Origin of the sequence: Vibrio sp. MED222 (assembly GCF_000153005.1) — a bacterium.
In the GTDB taxonomy this organism is placed as follows: Bacteria; Pseudomonadota; Gammaproteobacteria; order Enterobacterales; family Vibrionaceae; genus Vibrio; species Vibrio tasmaniensis_A.
In genome coordinates this window covers 1,389,688-1,407,665 of sequence record NZ_CH902606.1, presented here as the reverse complement: position 1 = coordinate 1,407,665, position 17,978 = coordinate 1,389,688, and the positions used below count along the sequence as shown (strand labels likewise).

The 17,978-nt window shown below is 46.6% G+C and carries 12 protein-coding genes; 2 read left to right on the top strand and 10 right to left on the bottom strand.

What is annotated here, in order from left to right:
- Positions 1-68: 68 nt before the first annotated feature.
- The 10 genes from MED222_RS15510 to MED222_RS15560 form a co-directional block, all read right to left on the bottom strand.
- The gene (locus tag MED222_RS15510; RefSeq protein WP_032555109.1) at positions 69-2,483 is read right to left on the bottom strand and encodes a GH36-type glycosyl hydrolase domain-containing protein; all 2,415 of its coding nucleotides are present in this window, start codon (positions 2,481-2,483) and stop codon (positions 69-71) included.
- A gap of 89 nt (positions 2,484-2,572) precedes the next feature.
- Entirely contained in the window at positions 2,573-3,664 is a 1,092-nt protein-coding gene (locus MED222_RS15515) for an ABC transporter ATP-binding protein (protein ID WP_009846155.1), read from the bottom strand.
- A complete protein-coding gene (locus MED222_RS15520) occupies positions 3,664-5,013 on the bottom strand; it encodes a GH1 family beta-glucosidase (RefSeq protein WP_009846154.1) in 1,350 nt (449 codons plus the stop codon). The genes MED222_RS15515 and MED222_RS15520 overlap by 1 nt, the downstream gene beginning before the upstream one ends.
- Positions 5,014-5,030: 17 nt before the next feature.
- A complete protein-coding gene (locus MED222_RS15525; protein ID WP_009846153.1) occupies positions 5,031-5,924 on the bottom strand; it encodes a carbohydrate ABC transporter permease in 894 nt (297 codons plus the stop codon).
- Position 5,925: 1 nt separating this feature from the next.
- Positions 5,926-6,912, bottom strand: a complete 987-nt coding sequence (locus MED222_RS15530; RefSeq protein ID WP_009846152.1) for a carbohydrate ABC transporter permease — start codon at positions 6,910-6,912, stop codon at positions 5,926-5,928.
- 66 nt (positions 6,913-6,978) lie between these two features.
- Positions 6,979-8,226 (bottom strand): ABC transporter substrate-binding protein, encoded by a 1,248-nt coding sequence (locus tag MED222_RS15535; RefSeq protein ID WP_009846151.1) that lies wholly within the window; start codon positions 8,224-8,226, stop codon positions 6,979-6,981.
- Positions 8,227-8,244: 18 nt separating this feature from the next.
- The gene (locus MED222_RS15540) at positions 8,245-9,252 is read right to left on the bottom strand and encodes a LacI family DNA-binding transcriptional regulator (RefSeq protein WP_009846150.1); all 1,008 of its coding nucleotides are present in this window, start codon (positions 9,250-9,252) and stop codon (positions 8,245-8,247) included.
- 605 nt (positions 9,253-9,857) lie between these two features.
- Positions 9,858-11,198, bottom strand: a complete 1,341-nt coding sequence (locus MED222_RS15545; protein WP_009846148.1) for a carbohydrate porin — start codon at positions 11,196-11,198, stop codon at positions 9,858-9,860.
- 373 nt (positions 11,199-11,571) lie between these two features.
- Complete coding sequence (locus MED222_RS15555; protein WP_009846146.1) at positions 11,572-13,632, bottom strand: prolyl oligopeptidase family serine peptidase; 2,061 nt, start codon at positions 13,630-13,632, stop codon at positions 11,572-11,574.
- An 11-nt stretch (positions 13,633-13,643) separates the two neighbouring features.
- A complete protein-coding gene (locus MED222_RS15560) occupies positions 13,644-14,561 on the bottom strand; it encodes a LysR family transcriptional regulator (RefSeq protein WP_009846145.1) in 918 nt (305 codons plus the stop codon).
- 247 nt (positions 14,562-14,808) lie between these two features.
- Here MED222_RS15560 and MED222_RS15565 point away from each other — a divergent pair, with 247 nt between their 5' ends.
- Both MED222_RS15565 and lldD read left to right on the top strand, forming a co-directional pair.
- Positions 14,809-16,503 (top strand): L-lactate permease, encoded by a 1,695-nt coding sequence (locus tag MED222_RS15565; protein WP_009846144.1) that lies wholly within the window; start codon positions 14,809-14,811, stop codon positions 16,501-16,503.
- Positions 16,504-16,800: 297 nt separating this feature from the next.
- The gene (gene lldD / locus MED222_RS15570) at positions 16,801-17,940 is read left to right on the top strand and encodes an FMN-dependent L-lactate dehydrogenase LldD (RefSeq protein WP_009846143.1); all 1,140 of its coding nucleotides are present in this window, start codon (positions 16,801-16,803) and stop codon (positions 17,938-17,940) included.
- The last annotated feature ends 38 nt before the right edge of the window (positions 17,941-17,978 follow it).

Below are 17,978 nucleotides of genomic sequence, written 5' to 3'. Positions count from 1 at the left end.
CGAAAGAACCAAACGAAAGAACCAAACTAAAGAAGCAATAAAGGGCGCATAAAGCGCCCTTCTCTTTGTTAACCTAAAATTACCTCGATGGTGTGCTCACCAGAGGTAAACACTGGCGCTTTATTACCTGAAATCAGGTCACCATTGACCTTCATCTCAACCACGCCCTTACATACTTTATTCGGGTTAGTGACATGAATATGATAAGTCGCGCCACGGAACTGACGACGGACTTTAAACTCAGGCCACTCAGCCGGAATACAAGGGTCCACCAACAAACCATCCACTTCAGGGCGAACACCTAGAATCCACTGCGTGCCTGCAACGTATGTCCAAGATGAAGTACCAGAAAGCCACGCATTACGACCTAAGCCGAACTGTTTATGTTCGTCACCCAAGATATTTTGTGGGTAGCAGTACGGTTCAGATTCGAAGGTATCAATATCATCGTTCTTAGACGCTGGGTTAATTTGACGGTAGTACTCATAAGCACGTTCACCGTTACCCATTTTCGCTTCTGCGATCATCACCCAAGGGTTGGAATGCAGGAATATACCGCCGTTCTCTTTCGCACCTGGTGGGTAAGTCGAAACACCACCTAGCTGCGGATCAAAGCCGTTGTAACCAGGAGTTGAAAGCTTAATGCCATTCGCTGTATTCAGCTTGTTGTAAACCGAATCTAGCGCCTGAGTAGCACGTTCTTGAGTCGCAAAACCAGAAATCACAGGCCAGCTTTGACCATTGGTGTAGATCTGCCCTTGCTCATTTTTATGAGAACCGATCGGCAAGCCCTGCTCATCAAAGTAACGAACAAACCATTCGCCATCCCAGCCGCATTCATTGACGGTGCTCTGCATCTGTTGGTACTGATCTTTAAACTTAGCCGTCAGTTGCGCTTCACCACGCAGCTCACACAAGTCCAACATGTCGAGCAATGCTTTGCCGTACATGTTCGCCACCATCATCGACTCAGCACCCGTTGGCAGGTTCACCGTGTCATTCCAGTCAGCAAAACCTAACAACGGTAGGCCGTGCTCACCAGTATTGGTATAAGTAAATTCAATCGCGCGGCACAGGTGGTTCCAAACCGTTCCCGTTTCAACTGGGTTGCCCGCTTTGTCTTTTTGATAGAACGGGATCTCTTTATTCAAGAAGTCTGCATTACCCGTTTCTTTCACATATTGCGTCACCGCGTAGATGATCCACAGGTGATCATCGCCGTAATAATCAGGGCGATCTTCCTCTTCACGTGAGTCACCCGCGTTCGCTTCCATCGTTGATGGGAAGAACTGGTGCATCGCAGAACCGTTGGTGTTCTGAACAGACAACAGACGCTCAATGAACTCACGCGCCTCTTCCGGCATGTGTGTAATTACGCCTAAAGTATCTTGCGAAGAATCACGGAAACCGATGCCACGAGCGCCATAGCCAAGCTGATACAGAGACAGGTAACGAGACCAGTTTTTGGTTGTGTGACACTGACGTGGGTTATGTACGTTAAGCATTGAATTCATTGCCGGATCTGGCGTTTCAACCTGAACTGCTTGTAGGTAACCATCCCAATGTTCAGCCAGTTCAGCGAAAGCAGAATCGACCACTTGATGGTCACGATATTTAGCCAACAGAGGAAGTGCGGCTTCTAGGCTCTGTTCTTGCGCGATTTGTACAATCGTACGTTCTGTCTGCTCTGGAGATAACCAACCTAGGCGCAGGTTAAGTGCACCAATGTTGTCGCCACGCAAACACTCGGTGTTGCCCAATCCATCATTGTTCAGTGCTTCTGGCGCTGCCCATGTGCCGTAGCCCAAATTACCTAGGAACGATTGGCGATCACCATCAAAAGACGTCGCAGGGCGATCCGCTGTCATCAGGTTCACCGCGTAGTCACGCTTCATGAAGGCATACTGCTCAAGCACGGTATGACCCGACTCTTGCTGATGCGCTTTCAGCGTCATGGTTTGTGGAACCCAGTCCGCATTGAGTAGCTGTTTAAGCGCATCGAAGTGTGTAAATTCATACACAGGTACCACATCAACGTGCAGTGCTTTGTCTGAAATGTTGGTGACTTTGATGTCTTGTAGCAGTACTTGGTCAGCTTTTGGTACAAAGAAAGTCGCTTCACAACGCACACCAAAGGCTTCTGCAATGATGGTTGTATATGATAAACCGGTGTGGTTTTCAAACTTATCTAACGGCTTTAAAGTTGGCGTGTAGAAAGGTGAGAACACCTCTACATTGCCCGCTTCATCACGCACCTTAAGGTACATGGTCGAGCCTTTAAAATCTGAATTTGGCAGTTGTGCAATGTACTTAGTGATGCGGTTGAGCGCAGGATCGCCCTTACACAGTAGTACGCCGCCGTTGCTATCGACAATGCCACCGAAATCTAATGTGCCGACATAGTTACACCATTTGATCGGTGTACACGGCGTGGTTGCTACGTATTCTTTGTTTTTATCGTCAAAATATCCGAATTTCATCATCACTATCCCTAGCCCCTCCCAAATCAGGAGGAGCCAAAACAATTTGTCGTAAGTTGGTTGGTGTCAGCTCAATGACTGATTTAAATCGACTAGCTCGCTAGCGAGTTCTCACTCAGAGCATCAAACAAGTGGAAAGCATCCAAATCCAAGTAAAGCGTCAGATCTTTTACATCGACTTCAGCCGCTTGGGTTTCAACCATCAGCGGTTGACCGCCAATTTCTGTTTTCAGAAGAATGCTTGCGCCCAGTAATTCCTTGTCTTTGATTTTCACAGGGAATGGCAGCACGCGGTCGTGGTCAACTTGCTCGGCACGTAGGTGGATGTCTGTTGGACGAACACCAAAATGCAGCGCTAGGTTCTTAGACGCCAGAGACTTAAAGCGCTCAGGCAGTGGGATATGAACATCGCCGATTTCAACGAAGTACTCGCCTTCTTTTTCAATCAGTTTTGCTTCCAACATGTTCATTGACGGGTTACCAATGAATTGTGCGACAAACTTGTTTGCCGGACGCTGGAACACCTCGGTTGGTGTACCAACTTGAGCAACATAACCGTCTTTCAGGATCACGATGCGATCTGCCAGTGTCATCGCTTCGATCTGATCGTGGGTTACGTAGATCGTGGTGGTTTTTAGTTCACGGTGTAGATGTTTGATCTCTTCACGCATCACGCCACGAAGTTTTGCATCTAGGTTAGATAGCGGCTCATCAAACAAGAAAACCTTAGGCGTACGAACCATCGCACGGCCCATTGCCACACGCTGACGTTGACCACCAGAAAGCTCTTTCGGCTTACGATTCAGTAGTGGGTCAAGCTCTAGCATTTTCGCTGCTTTTAGCACTTCTACGTCGATTTCTGCTTTCGGCATGCCCTTTAGCTTCAGAGCAAACGCGATGTTCTCGTAAACCGTCATGTGCGGGTACAGTGCGTAGCTTTGGAATACCATCGCCAAGTCACGGTCTTTCGCGTCGACTTTATTCATCAGCTTGCCGCCAACCACGATATCGCCAGAGCTGATGCTTTCAAGGCCAGCAAGCATGCGTAGCGTTGTCGATTTACCACAGCCTGATGGGCCAAGGAAAACCACGAACTCACCGTCTTCAACCGTAAAATCAAACTCTTTGACGACTTCAACATCACCGAATGATTTTTTGATGTTCTTAAATTCTACTTTAGCCATTATCTGTTCTCCTCAGCGCGCTCTAGCAGCATATTTCTGTACGCAATTGCGCTCTGTTTCAATGTTCTTTCTTGGGTGGTGTAGTCAACATGGACGATGCCAAAACGCTGGCAGTAGCCGAATGCCCACTCAAAGTTATCCATCAGGCTCCAAGCGAAGTAACCGTCGACTTTCACACCCGCTTCAACGGCGTTGTGAACCGCTTCGATATGACCTTGGAAATAACGAACTCGTTGGTCGTCCATCACTTGTCCGTTAACACGTTCATCGTTGCCCGCTGCACCATTTTCAGTAATGTAGATAGGTGGCATATTTTCGTAGCGAGCATCCAGTCTTACCAATAAATCGGTTAAACCTTGTGGGTTAATTTCCCAGCCGATGTAAGTGTGTTCTGCGGCAGTCTGTTTTACTGATTCAATGTCGCCATTCTCGTTGAAGCGAGCGACATTGCGTGTGTAGTAGTTGATGCCGATGTAATCGACCGGTGCGCTGATGATGTCTAAGTCACCTTCTAGAATCATCGGCATGTTCATCGCTTGGCGTTCAACCACTAACTGTGGGTACTCACCTTTCAATACTGGGTCGATGAACCAGTGGTAGTTCTCCGCTTCGCAGTAGTCTGCTGCCGCTTGGTCTTGTGGCGTCAGCGGGTAAGCTGGCGTCGCGTTGAATACCACACCATGCTTAGCATGAGGGGCATTGTTACGAAGGATCGGCATTGCCAAACCGTGTGCCAACATTAGGTGGTGAGATGCTAGGTAGCCTTCTTTCTCACCTTTGATACCTGGCGCGTGTTCGCCCCAACGGTAGCCTAGGAATGCAGACACAAACGGTTCATTGAGCGTGGTGTACACATCGATGTTGTCACCAAAGTATTTGCTCACCACTTCTGCGTATTCTGCGAATTTGTAAGACGTTTCGCGGTTTAGCCAGCCGCCTTTATCTTCAAGGTATTGCGGAAGATCCCAGTGATACAGCGTCACATATACCTTCATGCCACGAGCATGACACTCATCGATGATCTGACCGTAAAACTCTAGACCTTGCTGGTTGACGACACCGTCTTGTGGCAGGATGCGCGGCCATGCAATAGAGAGACGGTAAGCATCAACGCCTAAGCCTTGAATCATCTCGATATCTTGTTTCCATAAGTGGTAGTGGTCACACGCCACATCACCATTGTCGCCGTTATCGACCTTGCCCGGCGTCTTGCAGAAAGTGTCCCAGATAGACGGTGTACGACCGCCCTCTTCAACGCCGCCTTCAATTTGGTATGAAGATGTCGCGACACCGAATACAAATTCCTTACTGCGTAACTTTGAATCACTTGGAAGTTGATATTTATTCATTGTTATAACCCTTAAACCTAACCTTTGACTGCGCCGGACGTTAAACCACTGATCATCTGTTTCGATGCGAACAAGTAAGTAATCACGAGCGGTAAAATAGAAATTGTGGTACCTAGCATTACCGCGCCCCATGGCGTATTCGGAATACCTTGAACACTTCGAAGTGCTTGCGTAATAACATAGTTATCTGGGTTGTTAAGCACCACGAGAGGCTGCATAAACATGTTCCAGAAGAAAACGAACTGAACGATAGCCAGTGTTGCCAGTGCTGGTTTCATCAGTGGCAGTACCACGCTCCAGTACGTTCTGAACTCACCTGCACCATCCAATTTCGCCGCTTCAAGTAGCTCTTTTGGAATCGATGCAATCACGTGCTGACGCATCAAGAAGATACCAAATGGTGTGGTGGTGAACGGTAGCCATACCGCCATGTGGTTATCCAACAAGCCTAAGAATTTCACGATCATGAAGTAAGGGATCAAGCTAAGCACAGGCGGAATCGCCATTGAGCCAACCAGCATGCCGAACAACACGTTCTTACCGCGGAACTTAAACACAGCAAATGCGTAGCCACCCATGCTACAAAACAGCAGCGAGATGGTGGTGCCTAAGAAAGCCACGTAAATCGAGTTAAACATCGCTTTCCAAAACGGCATGATTTCAAGCAATTTGGCGTAGTTAATCGCCAGGCTATCGCCAATCGCAAAGCTAATGCCCGTGCCGAAAATTTCAGAACGGTCACGCGTTGATAGCAGTGCCGACCATACAAATGGAAAGACTGTAATTAGCGCTGAAACAACCAGTAAGATACCTAGCATGACCATCAAGATCTTAGTCAGAATGAACATGCTGCGCTCGCTTGGTATCAGTCCACTTAGTGGTGAGGTATTTGTCTTAATTGATGTCGACATCTTAATGTTCCCCTAAGCCTTTCTTACCGAAGAGTAAAAATTGAACCAATGTACAAGTCGCGATGAGTGCAAACAGTAACCACGAGATAGCAGATGCTGTACCCATTTCTAGCCATTCCCAGCCCACTTTGTAGAGGTACATCGAGATAGTTAAACCAGATTGGCCAGTACCACCTGTACCACGCGTTAGGACGAACGGTTCTTCAAACATTTGCAGGTTACCGATGATGGTCATCGTGATAGCAAAGAAGATGAATGGACGAATCATTGGTAGTGAAATGTTCCAGAAGCGGCGGAAGGCATTGGCACCATCCATACGTGCAGCTTCTAAGATGTCTTTAGGAATCGTCATTAAACCCGTGGTGTAAAGGACGATGTTAAAACCGGTGTATTTCCAGAAAACCATGATTGCGATAGACGGCTTCACCATAGTGGCATCGTCTAACCAACGGATTGGTTGGAAATCGTTAACCCAAGCGAATGCCCAACCAAACAGCGTGCTATCGGCCAGAGCCATTAGCGTTTGGTTAATAATTCCTGAGTTAGGAGAGTACATATTGAAGAAAATCAGTGACGCTGCGACCGTTGATGTAATGAACGGTAGAAAGTACGCCGATGTTAGCCAGTGACGCATACGGTCACCCATTGAAACCAACATGTAAGCCACTGGAATAGCGACTAAGTGCTGAGCCACGCCTGAAGTGATCGCTAGCCAAAGCGTGTTCTTCAATGAACGCCATAGCCATGGGTCCGTTAAAGCAATGTGATAGTTCTCAAAACCAACGAACTCCATCGCATCCATGCCTCTTACCGGGTTCCACTCGTGGAACGACAGGTAAACAGAGAACAACAGCGGGAAGATCCCAAATACAGAAAAAATGATCAGAAACGGCAGAAGAAATCCATACGGTGTAAGCGCTTTCAAATTTAGACGAGAAAAAAGGCTTTTGTCCGCAGGTTCTATCGTTGTGCTCGCTGTATGATTCATAGTAACGACCTCTTAAAAAGGAAGCGCGTTATCCACGCTTCCTCACTTACTTAAAGTAAAAACAAATTAAAGATTACGCGTGCGACGCTTGATTAGACGCTCTGCCTCTTTAAGCGCAGTCTTGATGTCTTTGCCTTCATCAAGTACTTCCATCAATGCGTTCTCTAAGATAATAGAACGTGCAACGTGGTCGCCTTGTGCTGGAGATACTGGTTTGATGTTCTGTGCCACTTCAGCAAACAGTAGACGAGCTTTTTGCCCACCTAGGAATTCCATCTCTTCTTGGAAAAGCTCATCGTCATACGTGGTGATGTTCGCAGGGAAAGCAGCAATCGTTTCGAAGTGTTTAAGCTGTACTTCACGATCCGTCGTCATGTATTCAATAAGCGCCCAAGCTTCATCTGGGTTTTCTGATTGAGTTGGAATAGAAAGGAATGAACCACCCCAGCTTCCGTAGATGCCATCAGGTAGGTTTTCTACTGCCCACTTACCTTTAGTTTCAGGAGCAATCCAGTTATTTAGGTGACCAAGAAGCCAAGCGCCAGAAAGTTGAGTTGCAAATGTGCCGTTGCGGAAGCCTTCGTACCATTCGTTAGACCAAGCCAAAATGCGGCCGTCTAAGCCTTTGTCGCGAATCTCTTTTGCTACTTCAAAAGCGTGAACAAAACGCTCTGATGTCACGACAGGGTTGCCATCTTTATCGAAGTACAAACCTTCACCTTCAGGAACCGTCGTGAAGATAATCGCTTGTGCCACGTCGGCTGCCGAAGCGATAAGTTGTACGTTTTGCTCTTTCAGTTTTTCACCAGCAGCGATGTATGAGTCCCAATCTTTGATTGCGTCTTCTACATTAATACCTGCTTTTTCGAACACGTCAGTGCGGTAGTACATAACGCCAGGACCAAGGTCGACAGGGATGCCGTACATATCGCCATCAGCGCCTTTGCCCTGTGCCCATGCGTAAGGTGCGAATCGCTCTTCGTATTTATCTGCACCGTAGTTTTCAGACAGGTTAACTAGGCCGCCAGAACCCACGAATGGACCAATTTTCTCAACGTCGACAACAATCACATCACCGGCACCAGAGCCCGTTGCAAGGTTCGTTGTGAGTTTCGTGTGGTGGTCACCGTGGTTGTTCATAAGGTAATCAACTTTGATACCCGTTTCCTTTTCGAAATCAGGCAGTAATACCTTCAGGCTGCTATCGAAATCAGGGAAACCGTCGAAACGAATTTCTTTGTCTGCTGCATTTGCAGCTGTTGTACCTAATCCTAAAGCAACCGCGCATGAAAGCGCTAAGGTCTTAAATTTCATGTTCTATCCTTAATATTTTTATAGGGTAACTGGTAAATCCGATACCGAGTTTCTAGTGACCAACGTCGGTAGCAATTTAAAGTTCACGTCATGTTTTATTTTTTTTAGCTTCTGTAGAGTGAGCTGTACTGCTTCAACGCTCATCTCTTCAATAGGGAAATTAATGGTGGTCAAACTAGGGGTCAGATAGCGCGCGAAGATGGTGTTATCGAAGCCCACCAGTGATACATCTTTAGGAACAGACAGTCCCTCTTGATGCAACACCTCGAAGGCGCCAAATGCCATGTGGTCATTCGAAGCAAATACTGCTGTGAAATGACACTTACGATTAATCAGCTTCTTCATAGCACTGATGCCCGTCTCTTCAGTAAAGCCCGCTTCCGAGACTAATGCTTCATCGTATGGCACACCCGCTTCTTCCAAGGCCTTTCGATACCCCTGCAAACGCCCCCTAGCGTCTGCTTTATCTAAAGGCCCGGTAATACACGCGATATCTGTATGTCCCTTTTGCAAAAGATATTGAGTAGCGAGTAGCCCCCCGACTTCGTTATCAATATCAATGCAACTCATCGCCATTTCTGGGATGAAGCGGTTAATCAAAACCACAGGGGTCCCCTGTTCTTCCAATTCAATTAAATAATCATCACTGAGCAGTTGAGTATGAAGAATCAAAGCATCAACACGACGCCCCAGCAGAAACTCCACAGACTCACGTTGCCCTTGTTCAGTGTTCGAACCCGCTGTAACCACAGCGTGATAACCAAAGCGGCGTAGGTTTTCTTCTATGCAATGCAAGATGCCTGAATAGAAAGAACCACCAAGTTCTGGAACAACAACGCCCACACTACCGGTACGACTTGATGCCAAAGCTTGAGCGATAGAGTTCGGGCGATAACCCAATTCTTTGATCGCTTTTTCAACCTTTAGCTTTTTGTCATGACTGACTCTGCTAGTGCCATTAATAACTCTAGACACTGTCGCCTGAGACACACCTGCATGTTCTGATACGTGTTTAATTGTCGCCACTCGAACCTCGATACTTCATTAGCTTGTAACCGCTTACAAAACGATTATTAAAGAAAGGCGTCTTGGTTGAAGTGAGTGTCATCACACTAAACTTGGACGTAAAAAGGCCAGTTGTGGAAATCATGAAAGCGCTTACAGATTCACTTCACGCCATGAAACTGTTTCATGAAATCATGAATCCATCGTGAGTCAGTTTTGTTAAAAGCCTTAGTTCCGTGAAGGGGTTTCAACACACCTATTGGCGTATCAAATACGATGGGTATCGAGTATTTTCCACCATCTAGGCTATTGATATGCAAAGGCTACGACGTGAGTTAGCCATTACAATTACTAGGGATAAAGCAGGGTACGCGAGATAGATTAAAATAATATGAAACGAGGTATTGAAGATGTCATGGAGAGCAGAGGGAGAGGCAATCCAAAATGATACAACAGATATTCAAGACGAAAAAAAGGGCACAAAGAATGTGCCCAAGAATGGAGTTAATTGAAACGTGCCCTAATTAATCTGCCTTTAGGGCTAAAATGGACAGTATTTACTACTTTTAAACACAGGCTCTTTGAAAATATGCCTAATTCAAAGAGCTGCTGTCGCTAGCTTGTGATTACCACCAAGCTTCAAACATCGCACCGAATGACAATGTATCTACATTACCATTGTCTTTTGGAGCGCCTTTTGTCTCTACATCACCCACAGTTGTGTAAAAGCGAAGCATTGGACGACTCCAAGGTAAGCCACCTAGAGAAACGTTTTGAGATAGAGTTACCTTCCACGCGTTTTCTTCGCCGTCGTCATCGTAATCAACCATGCCGTAACCCGCTTCTAACCATGTAGAATGAACGTCATCCCATTGGTACTGTGGACGAACGATACCTGCATACTCAGTGTTATCGCGAGCTAAGTCTGCACCAGAGTTATCTTTATACGACACTAGGTAATCAATGATGAATTTATCCGATGCTGCGTAGTTACCTTCAATGCTTGCGTAAAAAGTTTTATAGTCGCCTTTCAACTCAAATACCGATGAATCTGCACCATCACCGTATTTCACTATTAATCGGTTAGAATCGCCTAAGCCTAACGTCGCACCTACCAAGTAAGCCGTTTCATCACTGACTTTAGTACCTGCAGTCACCACTTTTTCCGTTAAACCTGTATCTTGATCGATTACGTACTCAGTAGAGCTTGCTGTATCCGCTTCGCTCGACGCAAAACCGTAGTTCGCGTAGAAATCTAGGTTACCAATACCAGCGTCAATGCTGTGTAGTTTCGCGGTCACAGCGTATCGACCGTTGTCATTCACTAGGCCGCCTTTCACTTGACCGACAAAGCCCATATCTAGCTTAGCGCCACCGAAATCTAGGTTGTTAAAACCTGCACCTTGACCATCGTGTGTCATCCAGAAGTAATCATTCAAACCTTGTTGCGGACGTTGGTGGAAGTCGCGACCAGCCCACATGTAAAGTTCTGGTTGACTTTCAAATACATTAGTTACACCAGCGTACATTTTTTTCATACTTAGGCCGCCATCGTCAGCCCAAGCGTCTGCTTCCCAGTGGTCTGCCATGAATACGACGTCCCAAATCGCACCATTGTCAGCTTCGAAAAGCTTAGCTAGCTGAACCTCACCACCATTAGCTTCGTTACCTAAACGACCGACAGAACGACCTGTTGTACCGATGTCTACGTAACGCTCATCACCGCTCTTGTAGTGAGCGCCGTAACGAGCATAACCAGAGAAGACGATGCCATCTGGCACCTTAGTTTCTGCAGTTAAAACCGCGGGTTGTTGATCGTTAACATAATCAATATCAACAACCTTAGATTCTAACTCTTGAATTCGTTTTTCTAGTGCTTCGATATTAGTATCAGCAGCAAAAGAAGAGAGTGAAGCAAGCGAAGCCGCCACTGCGACCGTTATTGGCAAAAGCTTAAATTTTTGCATTGTAATTCCCTATTATTTTTTTGAGTTTTCATCGAACAGGGAAATATTAAGCAATGAAAGCGTTGAAAAGTTGGTCGCTGTTCACACTGATAAATCAGCTTAAATGTCATGAAACCTTTAGAAAATTCACGGAGAAAACTACTGCATTTAAATCAATAAGTTATGAACAAACATCCGTGAAATGTCAGCTTGAAATCGCTTTCATTTCATCAGTAATGGTGGCGGCTATCACGGAAAACAGTGTGTGAAAGTGAGGGGAATATGGTGCAGCTTTGATTGGTTTTCATATATATGAAAAGCCTCAAAATCTAAGGCAGATTTTGAGGCTTTTTGGATTGAGTCAAATACCCAGTTATCTAAAATTAAGTATTTTCTAGATTGAATCTAGGGACTCTATTCCCATATTGAACAGGGTAAATGCGTAGATATCAGCAGTGAGATCGATCGCTTTACTCAACGGCATTCCAGCACCATGGCCCGCATTAACATCGATACGAATCATCACGGGCGCACCGCCTTCATGCTTATCTTGCAGCTCTGAGATGAACTTATAAGAGTGAGCAGGTACCACGCGGTCATCGTGATCGGCAGTCGTCACCAGAGTTGCTGGATAATCCGTGCCACGCACCACATTATGAACCGGAGAATAACCAAGCAGATATTCGAACATCTCTTTGTTTTGCGCGGATGTGCCATAGTCGTACGCCCAACCTTCGCCAGACGTGAATGTGTGGTAACGCAACATGTCCAACACCCCAACCGCAGGCAGAGCCACTTGGAACAGCTCTGGCCTTTGTGTCATACAAGCGCCTACCAGCAAGCCTCCGTTAGAACCGCCGCGAATCGCCAACTTATCGCTACTGGTATAGTTTTCTTCAATTAAGAACTCGGCAGCAGCAATGAAGTCATCAAATACGTTTTGCTTCTGTTGTTGTGTACCCGCTTTGTGCCACGCCTTACCATACTCGCCACCGCCACGCAGGTTTGGCACCGCATATACGCCACCCAGTTCTAGCCAACTGCCAACAGTCCCCGAGAAAGAAGGCGTTAGGCTAACGTTAAAGCCACCATAGGCGTACAACATGGTTGGATTATTGCCATCTAACACTAACCCCTTCTTATAAGAGATAAGCATCGGAACCTTGGTGCCATCCTTCGAGGTATAGGAGACTTGTTTAGACTCAAATTGATCCGACTCAAACGGAGACTCAGAGCGTTGGTAGATTTCAGAGCTTCCAGATTCAACATCGAAAGAGAAAATCGTTGGCGGCGTTACATAGTTGGTAAAGGTGTAATAAAGCTGAGTTTGCTCGTTTTTTCCACCTAAGCCACTGGCCGTTCCTAGCCCAGGCAAATGAATTTCACGAACGAGGTTGCCTTGGTAATCCAACTGCTCAATCTTAGACACCACATCGACCATGTAGTGGGCAAACAAGTAGCCACCGCCCGTACTGATATCCAATGGCTGTGGCTTTTCAGGGATGATTTCGAGCCATTTCCCATCGCGAGTATCAAAGCTCACCACCTTGCCATTAGGCGCATCTAGATTGGTGTATAAAATGAAGGTCTCATCTTGGTTATCGATGAGATAAGTGTCGCTATCCACATGATCAATCAGCGTATTCAGCTGTTGTTCTGGTGAGTTTAAATCGATATAGAACAGTCTGTTACCCGATGTCGACTCTCGCCCTAGAATGATCAAGTAACGGTCATCTTCGGTGGTGTAGCCTGATACATAGCGGTGCTGCTCGGCGTTGTTCTCACCAAAGATAACTTTGTCGTTAGCTTGTTCGGTACCCAACTCATGGAAGTAAAGTTTGTGCTGTTCGGTACGTGCAGAAAGCTGGCTGCCGTCGGGCTTGTCATAGCTAGAGTAATAAAAGCCACGGTTCCCTAACCAAGAAATACCGGTAAATTTAGCGTCTGTGATTTCGGCTTCAAGCTGCTGTTTAGTCTCGGTATCAATCACGAAGATCTTGCGCCAGTCACTGCCGCCCTCAGAAATGCTGTACGCCACTAAGCCGTAATCTTTCGAAAACGACACCGAACCCAGTGATGTGGTGCCATCTTCCGAGAAGGTATTCGGATCTAGGAACACTTCAACCTGCAGGCCTTCTTTCTGACGATAAAGAATGCTGTGATTCTGCAGGCCGTCGTTCTTATAGAAATAGGTGTAATCACCTCGCACAAACGGCTGCGAGCTCTTTTTGTAGTCTTGCGCTTTCGCTAATCGCTCTCGCAGTTCTGCGCGATACGGGATTTGAGCAAGGTAATCGAATGTGACTTCATTTTGACTCGCCACCCATTGCGCGGTTTCGTCACTTCTGTCGTCTTCTAACCAGCGATATGGGTCTTCGATTATCTGACCAAAATAGTCATCGCTGACGATCTGTTTGTTGGTGACTGGATATTGATACTCTTTTAAATAGCTCATCGTGATCCTTATTAAAAATAATGTGAAATCGTCAGATAACGCGTTCTGATGTGTTCAATCAATAACTTAATCTTGTTCGGTGGCTGACGAGTGAACGGGTACACCGCATAAATACCCAGCTTTTTACCGACTAAGTCAGGGAAGATATCCACCAGCTGGCCGTTGCGAATATCGTGATACACCAGACAACGTGGCACGTACGCCACACCATGACCGCCCAAAGCGGCTTTTCTTAATGCCGTCGCATTATCGGTAGAGAAAGAGCCAGAGACGCGCACGATGTATTTGTCGTTGTCGGTACAGCCATCCTTACTGTGTAAAAACTGCCATTCACTGGCACCTGTCGTTTGATAAGCGTATTGCAAGCAATTGTGCTCGACCAAATCCTTGGGCTGCATCGGCTTACCGTTCTTAGCGATATAAGACGGCGAGGCACATACCACCCATTGTGAGTCCAAGATATGACGGGCAATTAAGCTGGAGTCTTCCAAGTAACCAGTTCGAATGACCAAGTCGAGACCATCCTCAACCAAATCAACAAATCGATTGTTAAGAGACATATCGACCGTTAAACCTGGGTGCATATTACAAAACTCGGCAACAGCGTCTGCGAGAATCAAATCTCCGGAGATAGTAGGCACTGACATTTTGATATGACCACTGACATTTTCACCAAAGCCTGAAACTGCGTCCATAGCCTCTTGAGCCGCCTGCTTCACATTTTTGGCTCCGTGTAACATTGCCTTACCCGCCTCGGTCAGGGTCAATTTACGCGTGGTTCGATATAATAGCTGCACGCCAATCTCTTCTTCCAAACGCGCAATTCTCTTACTAACTACCGAATTTGTAAGGTTATTTTGTTCTGCCACCTTACTAAAACTACCCAGCTCTACTACCTGTGAAAACAGGATCAAATCGTCTGCTCGCATTTGATTATGCCAATTTTGGAATTAATTATTTTCATTATTTCCCTATATCAATAAAAAATAAAGGGGTAAATTCACGCCAAATTAACAAAACAATTACAAAAACAGCTTTTGCAATCACATCGGTTACAAATAAAGCGACTCTAATTACAACAATTGAATCCATGAGATTCAGATTACACCTACAAAACTAATGACGTGTTATTCACTTCAAACATGAACGTTTGAAAACAAGTACGAGGAAGTACCCATGAGTGAAACTCTACTAGCTTTATTGGCCTTTTCGCCAATAGTTGTTGCAGCGATTCTGCTGGTTGGCCTTAACTGGCCTGCAAAAAAAGCGATGCCCGTGGCATTTGCATTAACCGTTGCTATCGCCTTATTCGCATGGGATATGTCTAGCACTCGCGTGCTGGCTTCAGTATTCCAAGGCTTCGGCATTACCGTGTCGGTTCTCTGGATTGTGTTTGGCGCCATCTTCTTATTAAACACTTTGAAACACACCGGAGCTATCACCACCATCCGCAACGGATTTACTGACATATCAGCAGACCGTCGTGTACAAGCGATCATCATTGCTTGGTGTTTTGGTTCATTCATTGAAGGTGCGTCTGGCTTCGGCACACCCGCTGCAATCGCCGCTCCATTATTGGTTGCAATTGGCTTCCCAGCGTTAGCCGCGGTACTGATGGGCATGATGATTCAATCTACGCCGGTATCGTTTGGCGCGGTTGGTACACCTATCATCGTTGGCGTAAACAAAGGTTTGGATACGCACAACATCGGTGAAAGCCTGATTGCCAATGGTTCAACATGGGATGCTTACCTACAACAGATCACATCAAGTGTTGCGATCATCCACGCCTGCGTTGGTGTGATGATTCCTGTATTGATGGCAATGATGCTGACTCGCTTCTTCGGTAAGAATAAAAGCTGGACTGAAGGTCTTGATATCCTGCCATTCGCACTGTTCGCAGGTGCCGCTTTCACCATTCCTTACGCACTAACGGGTGTTTTCCTCGGAGCTGAGTTCCCATCACTGATTGGTGGTTTGGTTGGCCTTGCTATTGTTGTAACAGCAGCAAAACGTGGCTTCCTAGTCCCTAAATCAAAATGGGATTTCGAAAGCGAAGATAAGTGGCCAGCAGAATGGCTAGGCTCTTTGAAAATCGACCTTGATGATGACAACCAAAGCCATAAAAAAATGAGCATGGCGATGGCGTGGGCACCTTACGTTCTGCTCGCTGTCACTCTAGTTGCTAGCCGTGTGAGCCCTGAGTTCAAAGGCCTGCTTAAGAGCGTTAGCCTTTCTTTCAGCAACATCCTTGGTGAGACAGGCGTAAGCACAGCGATTCAACCTCTGTATCTACCTGGCGGTATCTTGGTCTTCGTCGCACTGGTTGCTGTTCTAATGCAATCACGCAGCGCAACACCACTGGCTAAAGCTTTTGGTGAGTCGAGCAAGACTCTGATTGGCGCAGGCTTTGTGTTGGTGTTCACCATCCCAATGGTTCGTATCTTCATTAACTCTGGCGTGAACGGCGCTGATTTAGCAAGTATGCCAGTAACCACGGCCAATTTTGCAGCTGACCTAGTCGGCAGCGCATTCCCAGCGTTAAGTGCCACAGTTGGTGCGTTAGGTGCCTTCATTGCAGGTTCGAACACCGTTTCAAACATGATGTTCAGCCAGTTCCAATTCGAAGTAGCACAAACTCTATCTATCTCTAGTGCTGTGGTTGTTGCTCTGCAAGCCGTTGGTGCTGCAGCAGGTAACATGATTGCAATTCACAACGTGGTAGCCGCATCGGCGACCGTAGGCTTGCTAGGACGCGAAGGCGCAACACTACGTAAGACAATCATCCCAACGTTCTACTACTTGGTGATGACAGGAATCATCGGCCTAGTGGTTATCTACGGCTTCAAAATGACAGACGCACTTATGTAAACCATAAGTCGTTACAAAAGCACTTGGCGTTAATACTCAATTCCCCGACTGCAACACCGTCTAATAAGACAGTTGATGAGTTTTGGAATGGATACTAGAACACATCAACACCCTCGGGTATTAACGCCATTTTATTGCTTCTCTGTTTCACTGTTTATTTGCTTCACCGACTAATTGCTTAACTGGTTAATCGCTTCACTGTTTAAGAAAGAACAAACACTTACTTTTCAAGAATTAAAGCAGCCCAAGCCAAGCTCTCATAGAAGGGCAACATCCCAAGAATTTAGGACTGAAATTATGATCATATCCGCATCGACTGATTACCGCGCCGCAGCAAAAGCGAAATTACCACCGTTTCTTTTCCACTACATTGACGGCGGTTCTTACGGAGAACATACCCTACGCCGCAACACCGCCGATCTTGCAGAGATCGCGCTCAAGCAACGTGTCCTCAATGACATGTCAGACCTAAATTTAGAAACCGAGTTGTTTGGCGAAAAGCTGGCGATGCCGATTGCATTAGCTCCGGTTGGCCTAACAGGCATGTACGCACGACGTGGTGAAGTCCAAGCTGCAAAAGCCGCCGACAACAAAGGCATCCCTTTTACGATGTCGACCGTATCGGTATGCCCGATCGAAGAAGTCGCACCTAAGATTGAACGCCCAATGTGGTTCCAACTTTACGTGCTAAAAGATCGTGGCTTCATGAAGAACGTATTGGAACGTGCCAAAGCGGCAGGCGTGACGACACTGGTCTTCACCGTTGATATGCCAGTACCCGGCGCTCGTTACCGTGACATGCACTCAGGAATGAGTGGTCCAAATGCAGCAATTCGTCGTGTATTTCAATCTATGCGTCATCCTAGGTGGGCGGTGGATGTTGGTCTGTTGGGTAAACCACACGATCTTGGCAATATCTCGACTTACCGCGGTTCTCCAACCAAACTGGAAGACTACATCGGTTGGTTAGGTGATAACTTCGACCCGTCGATTTCATGGAAAGACCTAGAGTGGATCCGTGATTTCTGGGACGGCCCGATGGTCATTAAAGGCATTCTTGATGAAGAAGATGCAAAAGACGCCGTGAGATTTGGCGCAGACGGTATCGTAGTTTCAAACCACGGTGGTCGTCAGCTTGATGGTGTTCTATCAAGTGCTAAAGCACTGCCTGCGATTGCAGATGCGGTAAAAGGCGACACTAAGATTCTGGTCGACTCTGGCATTCGTACTGGCTTAGATGTGGTTCGTATGATGGCGATGGGCGCAGACTGCACCTTGCTTGGTCGCTCTTTCGTCTACGCGTTAGCAGCGCAAGGACAAGCAGGCGTTGAGAACCTACTCGACCTGTATGACAAAGAGATGCGCGTTGCGATGACTCTAACAGGCGCGAAGACAATCAAAGACTTAACTCGTGAATCTTTGGTGGGGCTAGATTAAACCTCCGCGACTAAGATTCGGATTCAGGTCAGGATTCG